The organism is Kocuria rhizophila DC2201 (assembly GCF_000010285.1).
In the GTDB taxonomy this organism is placed as follows: domain Bacteria; phylum Actinomycetota; class Actinomycetes; order Actinomycetales; family Micrococcaceae; genus Kocuria; species Kocuria rhizophila_A.
This window is the reverse complement of record NC_010617.1, coordinates 1,701,697-1,716,152: the sequence shown is the minus strand read 5'-3', so window position 1 is coordinate 1,716,152 and position 14,456 is coordinate 1,701,697. Positions and strand designations below refer to the sequence as shown.

Sequence of the window (14,456 nt, the reverse complement as noted above, 5' to 3'; positions counted from 1 at the left end):
GCCGCGCGCCCGAAAGGACCCCATGACCACCGCCGACCAGATGCCCTCCCTGCGCCGTCGCACGAGCACCAAGTGGCGCAGCTACGCGGAGGACGTGCTGCCCATGTTCATCGCGGAGATGGACTTCCCCACGCCGCCCGCGGTGAAGGCCGCTCTCGAGGCCGCGGTGGCGAACAACGACACCGGCTACGCCGCCACGGCGGACCGGGGTGCCGCCACGGCGTACGCGGACTTCGCGGCCGCGCGCTGGGGCTGGCGCCCGGACCCGGAGCGGATCGTGTACACCACGGACGTCACCGTGGTGATCGTGGAGGCCCTGCGCCGGCTGATCGGGCCCGGGGACGGCGTGGTGCTCACCCCGCCCGTCTACGCGCCGTTCTACGCCCTGGTCGCCGAGGCCGGCGGCCACCCGGTGGAGGTGCCGCTGCAGGACGACGGCGCCTCGTACCGCCTCGACCTCGCGGGGATCGACGCCGCCCTGGCCGCCGGTGCGCGCGCCGTGCTGCTGTGCAACCCCCACAACCCGCTGGGCCTCGTGCACTCCCGCGAGGAACTGGCCGAGCTCGCGGAGATCGTGGAGAAGCACGGCGCCCATGTGGTGAGCGACGAGATCCACGCGCCGCTGACCCACCAGGGCGTCACGTTCACCCCGTACCTCTCGGTGTCCCCGGCGGCGCGCCACCACGGGGTGGCGGCGGCCTCCGGGAGCAAGGCGTTCAACCTGGCGGGGCTGAAGGCGGCCATGTTCGTGGTGGACTCCGAGCCCATGGCGCGCTGGCTCGCCGCGGTGCCGGACGCGGTGTCCTACCGCACCGGGATCATGGGGCTGCTGGCCACGCGCGAGGGCTTCCTGCACTGCACGGACTGGCTGGACGCCACAATCGAGGTGATCCAGTCCAACATCGACCTCCTGGAGCGTGAGCTCGCCGAGAAGCTGCCGCAGGTGACGCTGCGTCGGGGCCGGGCCACCTACCTCGCGTGGCTCGACATGCGGGCCCTGGGGTGGGGCGAGGACCCGGCGGAGCACGCCGCGGACCACGCCCGGGTGGCGCTGTCCTCCGGGCCCACGTTCGGCACCGGGGGGCAGGGTTTCGCACGCATGAACCTCGCGTGCGCACCGGAGACCGTCGTGGAGGCCGTGGACCGGCTGCGGGTGGCCGCGGACGCCACGACCGCTCAGGGCACGCCGAGCGATTCGGCTGACCCCGGCGCCGCGGGCGCGTGAGACAGGGCGCGTGATCCGCGGCGCGTGAGGTAAGGGGCGTGGTGTCCGGCCGGTGGCCGGGACCGGCCGCTCGTGCCTGGAACACGAGCGCGACGGGTGCCACGGGTGAACCGGGCAGGCCCCGGCTGCCTCAGTCGAGCATCATGTTGCGCTGGTCCAGGAACCGCTGGGCGGCCGCCACGGTCTGGGATCGGTAGACCCCCGAGGCCTGGGCGTCCAGCAGGGCGTCCTGCTGCGCCTCCATGAGCTTGCGGTGCAGCTCCTGCTGCTCCTGCCGTGCGGACGTCCAGGTCCGCAGCGTCTCGGTGCTCGCCGACTCCGGAAGCGTGCGGGTGCGCCGGCGCGCCATCTCCAACGTCTTCTCGTCGAAGGGTTGGCCGTCCTCCCGGTGCAGCTCGGGGGAGTCAAGCAGGTCCTGGGACGCGGCGGAGAGCGTGTTGACCAGCCGCGTGAGCTCGCGCTGCAGCTCCTCCTCGTCCGAGCCGCGGATGCCCAGCACCCGGATCAGCAGGGGCAGGGTGCCGCCCTGCACCACCAGGGTGAGCACCGCGACCGTGAACGCGATCAGGATCAGCTGCGGCCGGTAGGCCATGTCCTCGGGCAGGGTCTGGGCGGCGGCCACCGTGACCACGCCCCGCATCCCGGACCACGCGAGCACCAGCCCGCCGCGTCGGCCCACGCCCTCGTTGCTGAAGAACGTGGCATCGGCCTGCCGCCGGGTGAGGGAGCGCCGCACCGAGCTCACCCGCTTCTCCGTGACCCGCGGGTGGCCTTCGAAGCGGGCGACGGCGTCGTCGAAGCGCTCCGACGCGGCGTCGAGCCAGCGGGACGTGCCCGCCGCACGCCGCTGCTGGCGGGATAGCAGCCCGATCAGGGGTGCCACGAATCCCAGGCGCAGCACGAAGAGCAGGACCGTGACCGCCACGCCCAGCCAGAGGGCCGTGCCCACGCTGAACCCTCCGGCGTGCACCTCATCCAGGATCAGGGTGATCTGCAGCCCGAGCACCAGGAACACCCCGTGCTCCAGCAGCAGCAGCACCGTGCGCCAGTTGGTGCGCTCCGCCACGCGGGCCTGGGAGGAGAGCCGGCGGGGCGCGCGGATGCCGGTCACGAGACCGGCCACGACCACCGAGAGCACCCCGGAGGCGCCCACGTGCTCGGCCGGGATGAACGCGATGAAGGGGACCACGAGGGAGATCGCGGTGCTCGTCACGGGCTGGTCCAGCCGTGCCCGGACCTGCACGGACACCCAGCCGACCGCGAGCCCGATGAGCACCGCGACCACCACGGCGTACGCGAAGTCCGCGAGCACCCCGCCCACGCTGATGGCCCCCGAGGTGGCCACCACGGCGGAGCGCAGCATCACCAGGGCGGTGGCGTCGTTGACGAGACCCTCTCCCTCGAGGATGGTGACCAGCCGGTTGGGCAGGCCCAGGCGCTTGCCGATCGAGGTCGCGGCCACCGCGTCGGGCGGGCTCACCACCGCACCCAGGGCCACGGCCGCGGCGAGTCCGAGTCCGGGGAGCAGCCACCACAGGAACAGCCCCACCGCGAACGCCGAGACCACCACGAGCACCACCGACAGCGCGGTGATGCTCCCCAGGTCCCGGCGGAAGTCCGTGGCCGGCATGTTCACGGCCGCCGCGTAGAGCAGCAGGGGCAGCACCACGCTGAGCACCACGTCCGGGTCCATCGTGACCGTGGGCACCCCGGGCACGAGGCTCAGCCCCACCCCCAGCACCACCAGCACGATGGGGGCGGCCACGCCCACCCGGTCCGAGATGCTGGTGACCGCCACCACGAGGACCACCGCGGCCACGGCGAGCAGGGTCAATTCGTCCACGGGACCTCCTGTTGCGAGAATTGCCCCGAGTGTATCTGCGGCCCGCCCGGCCACCGGACAGGAAGGACCCCCGTGCCCCGCACCGTTCCCGTGCTGATCCTCACCGGCTACCTGGGCGCCGGCAAAACCACCGTGCTGAACCACCTGCTGGCCACGGGGCACGCGCGGATCGGGGTGGTGGTCAACGACTTCGGCGCGGTCAACGTGGACGCGGCCCTCGTGGCCGGGCACGTGGCGGAGCCGGTGTCGATCGCCGGCGGGTGCCTGTGCTGCATCGAGGACCCCGGCCAGCTCGACGACGCCCTGCGCACCCTGTCCCGGCCCGCCCTGGAGCTGGACGCGATCGTGATCGAGGGCTCGGGGATCGCCGAACCCCCGGCGCTGATCCAGCTCGTGCTGGGCAGCACGGTGGCCACCGTGCGCTTCGGCGGGCTCGTGGAGGTGGTCGACGTCGCCCACGTGCCCCACGCGGAGTCCGGCGGCTGGGACCTGGCGCAGCACGTCAGGGCCGCGGCCGTGGTGCTGCTGACCAAGACGGACCTCGCGGCCCCGCAGGACGTGGCGAGCCTGGGGGAGCGCATCCTGCGGGCCAATCCGCACACCACGGTGCTGGAGGCGCCCCACGGGGCGGTGGACCCGCGGCTGTTCTTCGACGTGGCCGAGCGCACCGAGCCCGAGAGCGGCCAGCTGCCGCTGTGGGAGGTGGGCGAGCCCCTCGGACGGGAGCACCACGAGCACCACGTCCACCACCGCGCCGCCACGCTGGACGTCGACGCCGCCGTGGACCCCGCCGCGCTCGCGGACCTGCTGGAGGATCCGCCGCGGCAGGTGCACCGGATCAAGGCCGTGGTGGACGTGCGCACCCCGCGCGGTCTCCAGCGGTTCGTGGCCCACTCGGTCGCGGGCTACGTCACGGTGGAGCGCGCATCCCGGGCCCCGGACGCACCGCCGCACTCGGTGGTGGTGGCCATCGGACCCGCCCGGGACGACGCCGCCCCGGTCCGGTCCCTGCTCCACACCCTCCCGCGCGCGGCGGGGGACGGCGTGCCCGGAGCACCCGAGCGGCGTCGTCTCACGCGCTTCGTATGAGGGGCGCTTTTCGGGGGAGCGGGCGCCACAGGGCGGGCGGTTGTGGGAGGACGGGGCCGCACGCCGGGGGCAGGAGCCCTGCGGCCGCGGTCCGGGCGCGCCTCACGTCAGGTTCGAGAAGTGCTCGACCTTCCGGGTGGGGCCGGTGACCAGGATCTGGTCGTCGTCGTAGAGCATGGTCCCGGGCTCGATGGGCTCCCACTGGCCCCCGGGACGGCACACCGCCACCACGGACACACCGAGGCGCTGGCGCACGTTGAGCAGGTCCATGGGCCGCTGCTGGATGGGCTCCGGGGGAGTGCAGCGCACCAGCGCGTAGCCCTCGTCGATCGGCACAAAGTCCAGGATGCGGTGCTGGATCAGGTGGGCGGCGCGGGTGCCCATGTCGCTCTCGGGGTTCACCACGTGCTGCACCCCGATCTGCGTGAGGATCTCCGCGTGGGGCTCGGTGATGGCCTTGGCCCAGATCCCCGGGCAGCCGAACTTCACGAGCCGGGACGCCGTGAGGATGCTCGCCTGGATGTCCGAGCCGATGCCCACCACGGCGCGGTCGAACTCGTTGACCGACAGCTCGCGCAGCACCTCCTCGTCCGTGGCGTCCGCGCGCACCACCGAGGTGAGCTTGCCGTTGAAGCGCTGCACCGTGGCCTCACTGTGGTCGATGCCCAGCACGTCCGTGCCGTTGCGCATGAGCTCCAGGGCCAGGGCGCCGCCGAAGCGGCCCAGCCCGATGACCGCCACGGCGTTGGACATGCCCCGGCTGGGGGACTCTGCGGGGTGGGATCCGAACATGTTTCGTGCTCCTCGGGTCGTGGGTGCCAGCGGTGGGCGGGTCTTGGCGGACCGCCGTGGGCGGGCCGGGGTGGATGCCGGGCCGACGTCCGGCGCCGCGGCGGGGCAGGGGACCGGGCCGGGCGGCGTCGTCGTCGGTGCGGCGGGAGTCAGCCGATCAGCGGGCGCTCCTTGGGCAGCTCGTAGGCGGGCGGGCGGCGCCCGAACGCGATGGACGCGGCCACCGTGACCGGGCCCAGGCGCCCCATGACCATCAGGACGATGAGCACGCACTGCGCGAACGGGGCGATCGTGGCAGTGATGCCCGTGCTCAGGCCCACGGTGGAGAACGCCGAGACCGCCTCGTAGAGCACGCGGTCCAGGCCCAGGGAGGTGTCCGTGAGCATGATCAGCATGCTCCCGCCGATCACCGCGCCGGTCGCGAGCACCACCACCGTGATGGCCTCGCGCTGCACCGAGCGGGAGAGCTGCTTGCCGAGCACGGGAACGGCGGCGCCGCCCTTGATCTCCGTGAGGGCGATGAAGAACAGCACCCCGAACGTGGTGACCTTCAGGCCCCCCGCCGTGCCCGCGGGGCCACCGCCGATGAACATGAGGATGTCCATGCCGAGCCACGAGACGGGGTGCATCTGGGAGATGTCGATGCTGTTGAAGCCGGCCGTGCGGGAGATGGTGGACTGGAAGAACGCGTTGAGCACCTTCACGGCCGGCGCCTGCGGTCCGAGCGTGGCCGGGTTGTTCCACTCCAGCAGGGCCAGGAACAGGGTGCCGCCCAGCAGCAGCACGGGTGTGGCCAGCAGCACGAGACGCGTGTTCATGCTCCACCGGCGGGGCAGGGTGAGGTGGCGGCGCAGCTCGTTGAGCACCGGGTAGCCCAGACCGCCCAGGATCACCGCCGCCGACAGCGTCAGCAGCACCACGGGGTCCGCCGCGAAGTCCACCACGTTGAGGGAGTACAGCGCGAAGCCGGCGTTGTTGAACGCGGACACCGCGTGGAATACCCCGTGGGCGAGCGCGAGCCCCGGGGGGTAGTGGTAGTGCAGCAGGAACCGCAGGAAGAGAACGGCCGCGGCGGTGCACTCGATCACCAGGGTGGTCAGCACGATCCGTGCGACCACCTGCCGCGCACCTCCGCGGGACTTGGTCTCCGCGTTGGCCAGCAGCCGGGTGGACAGCCCGAACTTCCGGGCCAGCAGGATGCCCAGCATGGTGGTGAAGGTCATGACCCCCAGGCCCCCCACCTGGATGAGGCACACGATCACCACCTGCCCGAACGGCGTCCAGTAGGTGGCGGTGTCCACCGTGACCAGCCCCGTGACGCACAGCGCCGAGGTGGCGGTGAACGCCGCGGTGAGCAGGTCGGTGCCGCCCGGGGCCGCCGTGGCCGGGGGCAGCATGAGCAGCCCAGTGCCCGTGAGCAGCGCCAGCAGGAACGCGAGGACGATGAGCCGGGCGGAGCGCGCCGGGGTGAGCTCGTGGAGGTGGAACGGATCCGGGCGGGACTTCATCATGGGCACGGTCCGGCGGATCCGGGAGCGGTGCGTCTGCATACGGATGGCCGCTTGGCGGAAAGCCTCGGTGATGGGCACCGAGCCACGGTACACCGGCCGCGGCGCCGGGGGCACCCCTCGGGCGGGTTCGCACGCGGTCGCGGGCGGTGCCGGAAAAGGTTGTGCTCCACACACACGCGTGTGATGAGTGCTACTGCCGCATACGTGCCCTAAACTGACCGGCATGACCAACATTCCCGCGGAACTCGCGTACACGGCAGAGCACGAGTGGGTCCAGGACCTCTCCGAGGACAGCACCTTCAAGGTGGGCATCACCGACCACGCCCAGAGCGAGCTGGGTGAGGTCGTCTTCGTCCAGCTCCCCGAGGTCGGGGACACCGTCACCGCCGGGGACGTGGTGGGTGAGATCGAGTCCACCAAGTCCGTGAGCGACCTCTTCGCCCCCGTGACCGGCGAGATCGTCTCCGTCAACGACGAGCTCGCGGACAACCCCGGGCTGCTCAACGAGGCCCCGTACGAGGCCGGCTGGCTGTTCACCGTGCGTGTGGAGTCCCAGGACGCCACCGCCCAGCTGCTGGACGCCCAGGCCTACCAGCAGCTGCTGGACTAACTGCACATTCTCCACGTGAGGTGAGGGGAACCCATGTCTAACCACGAGAACTCCGGCTCCCAGTCGGGTCCGGAGACCACGTCCATCCAGATCGTCGCGGACGTGCTCTCCACCGCCGCGCACCACAAGCTCACCGAGGGCGAGCAGAACGCCGTGGCGTCCCTGCCCCCGGGATCCGCCCTGCTGCTCGAGACCAACGGCGGTCTCACCGGTGCCCGGTTCCTGCTGGACCGGGACGAGGTCGTGGCCGGACGGCACCCCGCGTGCTCCGTGTTCCTGGACGACGTCACGGTGTCCCGGCGCCACGCCGAGTTCATCCGCCGCGGCACCACGTTCGAGATCGTGGACCACGCCTCCCTCAACGGCACCTACGTCAACGGGGACCGGGTGAACACCAAGCTGCTGGAGAACGGGGACGAGGTGCAGATCGGGAAGTTCCGCTTCACGTTCTACCACTCCGTGCAGAACGGCTCCTGACCTCCTCCATGCCTAACACCGAGCCGTCGCAGCCCCAGCGCGTGGGGATCGGGGCGCTGCTGCGCCGTCTGCAGGAGAGCTTCCCGGACCTGACCGCCTCCAAGGTGCGCTTCCTCGAGGACCAGGGTCTGGTGCGCCCCCACCGCACGGCGTCCGGCTACCGGAAGTACTCCGAGGCGGACATCGAGCGGCTGACCACGGTGCTGAACCTGCAGCAGGAGCGCTACCTCCCGCTGCGGGTCATCCGGGAGCGCCTGGACCGCGGGGAGGACCCCGCCCGGGGCGCCGAGCGGCAGCAGCCCCCCTCGGCCCCCGGCCGTGACGGGCACGACGACGCTGCCCGCGAGCTGCCCACGCCACAGTCCGCCGCGCGGTACTCGCTGCGGGAGCTCGCGGCGCGCTCGGGTGCGGACATCCCGCTGCTGCGCGAGCTGCTCACCCACGGTCTCGTGGTGGAGCACTCCGGTGCCTTCGACGAGCACGCGCTGACCGTGGCGGTGGCCGCCGTGAAGCTGGGCGGCTACGGCATCGAGCCCCGGCACCTGCGGGTGCTGCGGGGTGCCTCGGAACGCGTGGTCGCCCTCGTGGACGGCAGTGTGTCCCCGCTGCGCACCCGGCGGGACCCCGAGACCCGGCGCACGGCGGTGCAGCGCGCCCGGGAGATCGCGTCCCTGTGCCTGTCGGTGATGTCCGCCGTGGTGCACACCCAGGTGGATGACACCGTCCGCTCCCTCCAGCCCCCGCAGGAGCAGGATCCGCAAGAGCGGCACCCGCGGGAGCAGGTCTCGCACCACGAGTCGGCGCACGTGCAGTCCCGGTCTGCCGGGGCCTCGCGCTCCCAGACCTCGTACACCCACCCCGCCGCCGCGCGGGCTCCGCAAGGCCGCGGCGCCGAGTCCCCGGGGGGCACCCGGTGAGCGCGGACGTGCGGATGGAGATCGCGGGCGTGCGCATGGACGTGCCCACGGGTCAGCCCGTGGTGGTGCTGCGGGAGGTCGACGGCCCCCGCCGGCTGCCCATCTGGGTGGGCACCAACGAGGCCACGTCCATCGTGTTCGCGCTGCAGGGCATCGAGCCGCCGCGCCCGCTCACCCACGACCTGCTGCTCTCCGTCGTGGACGCCCTCGGACGCAGGGTGACGGGCGTGGTGGTGCACACCGTGGAGGACACCGTGTTCCACGCGGCCGTGTCCCTCGACGACGCCACCGTGGTAGACGCCCGGGCCTCCGACGCCCTCGCGCTCGCGGCCCGCACGTCCTGCCCCATCCGGTGCGCGGCCGCGGTGCTGGACGAGGCCGGGCTCGTGCTCAGCGCGGACGGCGAGCTGCGGGAGCAGTCCCCGGCGGCCCCGCGGGAGGCGGAGGCGCAGGTCCGGGAGTTCCGCGACTTCCTGGACCACGTGGACCCCGAGGACTTCCAGTCCTGATCCGGGCTCCGCGTGGGGCAGGGGAGTAGGCTGAACGACACGGCCGCCCCCGCGACCGATGTCTTTGACCCACCACACCCCGCGGTTTACCGTCAGGAGAGCACGGTGGGCACGAGTCTCCCACCCCATGCACGAGGAGGACGCTTGAGCAATCCGGAGCTGCCGCTGGACGCGGCACGGTTGAGCGCATCCTCCCTCGCGGGGGGCACCCAGGAGATGCTGTTCACCGACGACCTCACGGCGCTCGACGAGACCTTGGGTTTCCGCGGACCCACCGCGTGCAAGGCCGCGGGCATCAGCTACCGGCAGCTCGACTACTGGGCTCGCACCCACCTGGTGGAACCCACCGTCCGCGGGGCCAAGGGCTCCGGGTCCCAGCGCCTCTACAGCTTCCGCGACATCCTGGTGCTCAAGGTGGTCAAGCGGCTGCTCGACACCGGGGTGTCCCTGCAGCAGATCCGCTCCGCCGTGGGCGCGCTGCGGCTGCGTGACATCGAGGACCTCACCCGCCTGACCCTCATGTCCGACGGCGCGAGCGTCTACGAGTGCACCTCCCCCCACGAGGTCATCGACCTCGTCCAGGGCGGTCAGGGCGTGTTCGGCATCGCCGTGGGCCGGGTGTGGCGCGAGGTCGAGACCACTCTCGCCTCGATGCCCGGTGAGCACACCGCCCTCGACACCGCCGCCGAGGCCGGGTCGTTCCCGGAGGACGAGCTCTCCGCGCGCCGCGCGCGGCGGAACAAGAAGCAGAACGCGGGCTGACCGACCGGGCCGGCCGGGCGGCGTCGTCCGTCCCCTGGTGCCCGGCGGATCGCCGTGCGGGGAAGACCCCGGCCGCGGCGGGTGCCGAAACCGGCGTCCACGGTCGACCACCGGTCACGTCAAGCAGCCGCGGCGGACGACGGCGCCGTGGAGCACTCGGGCGTACCGTCCGACCCTGGCCCCAGGGCCGGACAAGATGCCGTCACCGCGCTCAGCGCGTGAGCCCCTCCAGGATGGCCGTGAAGCGCTCGGCGAGGTCCTGCGCCGGGGCGCCGGGCCAGCGGTGCACGGGCCACGCGGCACCCTGCGCCTGCTGCATCACCGCGAGGTCCGGAAGCACGGGCTCCACCACGAGCGGACCGAAGAGCTCCCGCAGTTCACCCATGCGGTGCTGCTGCTCCTGGGAGTCCTCCCGCACCTTGTTGACCACCACCCCCGCCTCGGGGACCGCCCACACGCGGGAGCCCTCGAACTGCGCGAGCGCACTCATGGTGCGCTTGGTGCCCGCGACCGAGAACAGGGACGGCTCCGCCACGGAGAGCACCTTGTGGGACGCCGCCCACGCCATCCGCGTCAGCGCGCTGAGCGTGGGCGGGCAGTCGATGAACACCAGTTCGTAGCGGTCCAGTCCGCGCAGCGCGGTCTCGAGCCGCTTGAGGTCCCGGGGCTTGAACGAGGCGTGGTCCAGGTGGGACGACGCCGCGGAGCCGGGTGCCACGTCCAGCACCGGCACGCGCGTGGTGCGGGCGGCGTCGGGGGCCCACGCGCGGGGGCCCTCGGTGGAGGTGTCCGGCGTGATGGGGTGCGCGGCCCAGGGCGAGGCCACGGCGACGGCGCCGAGCGCGCCCTTGCGGGGCCGACGCAGCACGCTGCCCACGTCCCGACCCTGGCGGGCGTGCACACCGAGGGCGGTCGAGGCGTCCCCGTGGGGGTCGAGGTCCACCACGAGGGTGGGGATCCGGGCCTCGAGCGCGGCGGAGGCGAGCCCCAGGACCACGGAGGACTTGCCCACCCCGCCCTTGAGGCTGCTGATGCTGACGATCTGCACGGATCACCCTTCTGTCACCTGTTCGGGGGACTGGCCGCCGCCCGGTTACATGCTAATGGGTGTACTTCGGGGGACACGGCAGCGGGGCCGTGACACGATCCGCGGAAGCGGCCCGGGGGAGGGGCGGCTCACGTAAGCTGGCGGCAGGTATCCACTCCTCACCCAGTGCGCGGGAACCCACGGGTCCGGCGTGCGGAAACGGAAGTCATGTTCTCCAAGATTCTGGTGGCCAACCGCGGCGAGATCGCGATCCGGGCCTTCCGGGCGGCGTACGAGCTGGGAGCCGGCACCGTCGCCGTCTTCCCCCAGGAGGATCGCAACTCCATCCACCGCCAGAAGGCGGACGAGGCCTACCACATCGGCGAGGAGGGCCACCCCGTCCGGGCGTACCTGGACGTGGCCGAGATCATCCGGGTGGCCAAGGAGGCCGGAGCGGACGCCATCTACCCCGGCTACGGCTTCCTCTCCGAGAACCCGGAGCTCGCGCGCGCCGCCCAGGCCGAGGGCATCACCTTCGTGGGCCCCCGCGCGGAGATCCTCGAGCTCGCGGGCAACAAGGTGGAAGCGCTGCGGGCCGCCCGCCGCGCCGGGATCCCCACCCTGGAGTCCTCGGACCCCTCCTCGGACCGGGACACGCTGATCGCCGCGGCCGAGAAGATCGGCTACCCCGTGTTCGTCAAGGCCGTGGCCGGCGGCGGCGGCCGCGGGATGCGCCGGGTGGAGACCCCCGAGCAGCTGCCCGACGCCCTGGACGCCGCGATGCGCGAGGCGGACACCGCCTTCGGGGACCCCACCGTATTCATCGAGCAGGCGGTGCTGCGCCCCCGCCACATCGAGGTGCAGATCCTCGCGGACAACGAGGGCAACATCGTCCACCTGTTCGAGCGCGACTGCTCCCTGCAGCGCCGCCACCAGAAGGTCATCGAGATCGCCCCGGCCCCGCAGCTGGACCCCGAGATCCGGGACGCGCTGCACCGCGACGCCGTGAAGTTCGCCAAGGAGCTGGGCTACGTCAACGCGGGCACCGTGGAGTTCCTCGTGGACACCGCCGGCGAGCGCGCGGGTCAGCACGTGTTCATCGAGATGAACCCGCGCATCCAGGTGGAGCACACCGTGACCGAGGAGATCACGGACGTGGACCTCGTGCAGTCCCAGCTGCGCATCGCCGCGGGGGAGACCCTCGCGGACCTCGGGATCGAGCAGGACACCCTGCGGGTGCGCGGCGCCGCGCTGCAGTGCCGCATCACCACGGAGGACCCCGCCAACGACTTCCGCCCGGACGTGGGCAAGGTCTCCGCGTACCGCTCCGCCGGCGGCGCCGGGGTGCGCTTGGACGGCGGCACCCTGTACGCGGGCGCGGAGATCTCCCCGCACTTCGACTCGATGCTCGTGAAGCTCACGTGCCGCGGGCGCGACTACGAGACCGCGGTGCTGCGCGCGCGTCGTGCGCTCGCGGAGTTCCGCATCCGCGGCATCGCCACCAACATCCAGTTCCTGCAGGCCGTGCTGCACAACCCGGACTTCCTGGCCGGGGACGTGGCCACGGACTTCATCGAGAACCACCCGGACCTGCTCAAGGGTAAGGGCTCCGCGGACCGCGGCACGCGTGCGCTGAACTACCTGGCCGAGGTCACGGTCAACAAGCCCAACGGCGAGCGGGTGGACGGGATCGACCCGCGCGACAAGCTGCCCCACTACCCCGGGGACAAGCGCGACGAGCCCTACCGCAGCCCGTTCGACGGCCCGTCCCAGCACGAGGTCCCCTCGGGCTGGCGGCAGGTGCTGCAGGAGAAGGGCCCCGAGGGGTTCGCGCGCACCCTGCGCGAGCACGAGCCGCTGGCGGTCACCTCCACCACGTTCCGGGACGCCCACCAGTCCCTGCTGGCCACCCGTGTGCGCACCCGTGACCTGCTCGCGGCGGCACCGGCCTACGCCCACCTGCTGCCGGGGCTGCTCTCGATCGAGGCCTGGGGCGGTGCCACGTACGACGTCGCACTGCGCTTCCTGGGGGAGGATCCCTGGGAGCGGCTGCGCCTGCTGCGCGAGGCGATGCCCAACATCCCCATCCAGATGCTGCTGCGCGGGCGCAACACCGTGGGCTACACCCCCTACCCCGTGGAGGTGACCAACGCGTTCGTGGCCGAGGCCGCCGAGACCGGCGTGGACATCTTCCGCATCTTCGACGCCCTGAACGACGTCGAGCAGATGCGCCCCGCGATCGAGGCCGTGCGGGCCACGGGCACTGCCGTGGCCGAGGTGGCCCTGTGCTACACGGGCAACCTGCTGGACCCGGAGGAGTCCGTCTACACGCTGGACTACTACCTCGACCTCGCGCAGCAGTGCGTGGACGCCGGGGCCCACATCCTGGCCATCAAGGACATGGCGGGTCTGCTGCGCCCCGAGGCGGCGCGCCGCCTGGTGAGCGCGCTGCGGGAGCGCTTCGACCTGCCGCTGCACCTGCACACCCACGACACTGCGGGCGGCCAGCTGGCCACCCTGCTGGCGGCCGCCGAGGCCGGGGTGGACGCCGTGGACGCGGCGTCGGCCTCCATGGCCGGGACCACCTCGCAGGTCTCGGGCTCCGCGCTCGTGGCCGCGCTCGAGAACACCGAGCGGGACACGCGCCTGGACCTGGACGTGGTGAGCGACATGGAGCCCTACTGGGAGGTCGTGCGCTCGATCTACAAGCCCTTCGAGTCCGGTCTCACGAGCCCCACGGGCCGCGTGTACCGCCACGAGATCCCGGGCGGTCAGCTCTCCAACCTCCGGCAGCAGGCCATCGCGCTGGGCCTGGGCGAGAAGTTCGAGGCCATCGAGGACATGTACCACGCTGCGGACCGGATGCTGGGCCACCTGGTGAAGGTCACGCCCTCCTCCAAGGTGGTGGGGGACCTCGCCCTGCAACTCGTGGGCATGGACGTGGATCCCGCGGAGTTCGAGGCGGATCCCCGCAAGTTCGACATCCCCGACTCCGTGATCAACTTCCTGGCCGGTGAGCTGGGGACCCCGCCCGCGGGCTGGCCCGAGCCGTTCCGCTCCAAGGCGCTCGAGGGGCGCACCGTGAACCTCGCGGACGAGGAGCTCTCGGCGGAGGACCGCGAGGGGCTCGAGCAGCCCGGTGCGGTGCGCCGTGCCACGCTCAACCGGCTGCTCTTCCCGGGTCCCACGAAGGAGTTCGAGACCTCCCGGACCAAGTACGGGGACGTCTCCGTGCTGCACACGCGCGACTTCCTCTACGGTCTGGACCAGGACCACGAGCACGTGATCTCGCTCGGCAAGGGCGTGCGTCTGCTGGTGACCCTGCAGGCCATTTCCGAGCCGGACGAGAAGGGCATGCGCACGGTGATGGTGACCCTCAACGGGCAGCTGCGCCTGCTGGAGATCCGCGACGAGTCCGTGAAGTCGCAGGCCGTGGAGACCGAGAAGGCCGACACCTCCAAGCCGGGCCACGTGGCGGCGCCGTTCGCGGGTGCGGTCACGGTCACCGTCTCCGAGGGGGACACCGTCTCCGCCGGGGACTCCGTGGCCACGATCGAGGCCATGAAGATGGAGGCCTCCATCACCGCCCCCGTGGCCGGGACCGTCTCCCGGGTCGCGCTCGCGGACACCGCCCATGTCAGCGGCGGGGACCTCGTGCTGGTGATCGACCCGCAGTAGTCCCTCCGCACCCACC

12 protein-coding genes are annotated in these 14,456 nt (G+C 72.2%); 8 read left to right on the top strand and 4 right to left on the bottom strand.

The window, feature by feature from the left end:
- Positions 1-22: 22 nt before the first annotated feature.
- Positions 23-1,225, top strand: coding sequence for a MalY/PatB family protein (locus tag KRH_RS07440; protein WP_012398583.1), 1,203 nt, complete (start codon positions 23-25; stop codon positions 1,223-1,225).
- A gap of 130 nt (positions 1,226-1,355) precedes the next feature.
- Here the strand turns inward: KRH_RS07440 and KRH_RS07435 are convergent, their stop codons facing one another.
- Positions 1,356-3,068, bottom strand: a complete 1,713-nt coding sequence (locus KRH_RS07435; RefSeq protein WP_012398582.1) for a cation:proton antiporter — start codon at positions 3,066-3,068, stop codon at positions 1,356-1,358.
- Between the two features lie 72 nt (positions 3,069-3,140).
- Here KRH_RS07435 and KRH_RS07430 point away from each other — a divergent pair, with 72 nt between their 5' ends.
- On the top strand, positions 3,141-4,157 hold the full coding sequence (locus KRH_RS07430; RefSeq protein WP_012398581.1) for a CobW family GTP-binding protein: 1,017 nt from the start codon (positions 3,141-3,143) through the stop codon (positions 4,155-4,157).
- Positions 4,158-4,259: 102 nt separating this feature from the next.
- Here the strand turns inward: KRH_RS07430 and KRH_RS07425 are convergent, their stop codons facing one another.
- Positions 4,260-4,949, bottom strand: coding sequence for a potassium channel family protein (locus KRH_RS07425; RefSeq protein ID WP_012398580.1), 690 nt, complete (start codon positions 4,947-4,949; stop codon positions 4,260-4,262).
- A gap of 149 nt (positions 4,950-5,098) precedes the next feature.
- The gene (locus KRH_RS07420; protein ID WP_041297633.1) at positions 5,099-6,538 is read right to left on the bottom strand and encodes a TrkH family potassium uptake protein; all 1,440 of its coding nucleotides are present in this window, start codon (positions 6,536-6,538) and stop codon (positions 5,099-5,101) included.
- Between the two features lie 145 nt (positions 6,539-6,683).
- Here KRH_RS07420 and gcvH point away from each other — a divergent pair, with 145 nt between their 5' ends.
- The 5 genes from gcvH to KRH_RS07395 all read left to right on the top strand — a co-directional run bounded on the left by gcvH (position 6,684) and on the right by KRH_RS07395 (position 9,735).
- Positions 6,684-7,070 (top strand): glycine cleavage system protein GcvH, encoded by a 387-nt coding sequence (gene gcvH / locus KRH_RS07415; RefSeq protein WP_012398578.1) that lies wholly within the window; start codon positions 6,684-6,686, stop codon positions 7,068-7,070.
- Between the two features lie 33 nt (positions 7,071-7,103).
- Positions 7,104-7,547: an FHA domain-containing protein gene (locus tag KRH_RS07410; protein WP_012398577.1), complete on the top strand. Its 444-nt coding sequence runs from the start codon at positions 7,104-7,106 to the stop codon at positions 7,545-7,547.
- A gap of 8 nt (positions 7,548-7,555) precedes the next feature.
- Positions 7,556-8,464 carry a transcriptional regulator FtsR gene (locus KRH_RS07405; protein WP_012398576.1) on the top strand — a complete coding sequence of 303 codons (909 nt, stop codon included), beginning with the start codon at positions 7,556-7,558 and terminating at the stop codon, positions 8,462-8,464.
- Positions 8,461-8,973: a bifunctional nuclease family protein gene (locus KRH_RS07400; RefSeq protein ID WP_012398575.1), complete on the top strand. Its 513-nt coding sequence runs from the start codon at positions 8,461-8,463 to the stop codon at positions 8,971-8,973. Before KRH_RS07405 ends, KRH_RS07400 begins: the two co-directional genes overlap by 4 nt.
- Before the next feature lie 216 nt (positions 8,974-9,189).
- Positions 9,190-9,735, top strand: a complete 546-nt coding sequence (locus KRH_RS07395; RefSeq protein WP_226905934.1) for a MerR family transcriptional regulator — start codon at positions 9,190-9,192, stop codon at positions 9,733-9,735.
- 211 nt (positions 9,736-9,946) lie between these two features.
- Here the strand turns inward: KRH_RS07395 and KRH_RS07390 are convergent, their stop codons facing one another.
- Entirely contained in the window at positions 9,947-10,783 is an 837-nt protein-coding gene (locus KRH_RS07390; protein ID WP_012398573.1) for a ParA family protein, read from the bottom strand.
- Between the two features lie 207 nt (positions 10,784-10,990).
- On the opposite strand from KRH_RS07390, the gene KRH_RS07385 reads away from it, so the two are divergent.
- Positions 10,991-14,440 carry a pyruvate carboxylase gene (locus tag KRH_RS07385; protein WP_012398572.1) on the top strand — a complete coding sequence of 1,150 codons (3,450 nt, stop codon included), beginning with the start codon at positions 10,991-10,993 and terminating at the stop codon, positions 14,438-14,440.
- Positions 14,441-14,456 lie beyond the last annotated feature (16 nt).

Bases quoted from the DNA above. Each gene is read 5' to 3' on its own strand.
- KRH_RS07440 (WP_012398583.1), top strand. From the start codon at position 23: ATGACCACCGCCGACCAGATGCCCTCCCTGCGCCGTCGCACGAGCACC.
- KRH_RS07425 (WP_012398580.1), bottom strand. From the start codon at position 4,949: ATGTTCGGATCCCACCCCGCAGAGTCCCCCAGCCGGGGCATGTCCAAC.
- gcvH (WP_012398578.1), top strand. From the start codon at position 6,684: ATGACCAACATTCCCGCGGAACTCGCGTACACGGCAGAGCACGAGTGG.
- KRH_RS07410 (WP_012398577.1), top strand. From the start codon at position 7,104: ATGTCTAACCACGAGAACTCCGGCTCCCAGTCGGGTCCGGAGACCACG.
- KRH_RS07405 (WP_012398576.1), top strand. From the start codon at position 7,556: ATGCCTAACACCGAGCCGTCGCAGCCCCAGCGCGTGGGGATCGGGGCG.
- KRH_RS07395 (WP_226905934.1), top strand. From the start codon at position 9,190: ATGCTGTTCACCGACGACCTCACGGCGCTCGACGAGACCTTGGGTTTC.
- KRH_RS07385 (WP_012398572.1), top strand. From the start codon at position 10,991: ATGTTCTCCAAGATTCTGGTGGCCAACCGCGGCGAGATCGCGATCCGG.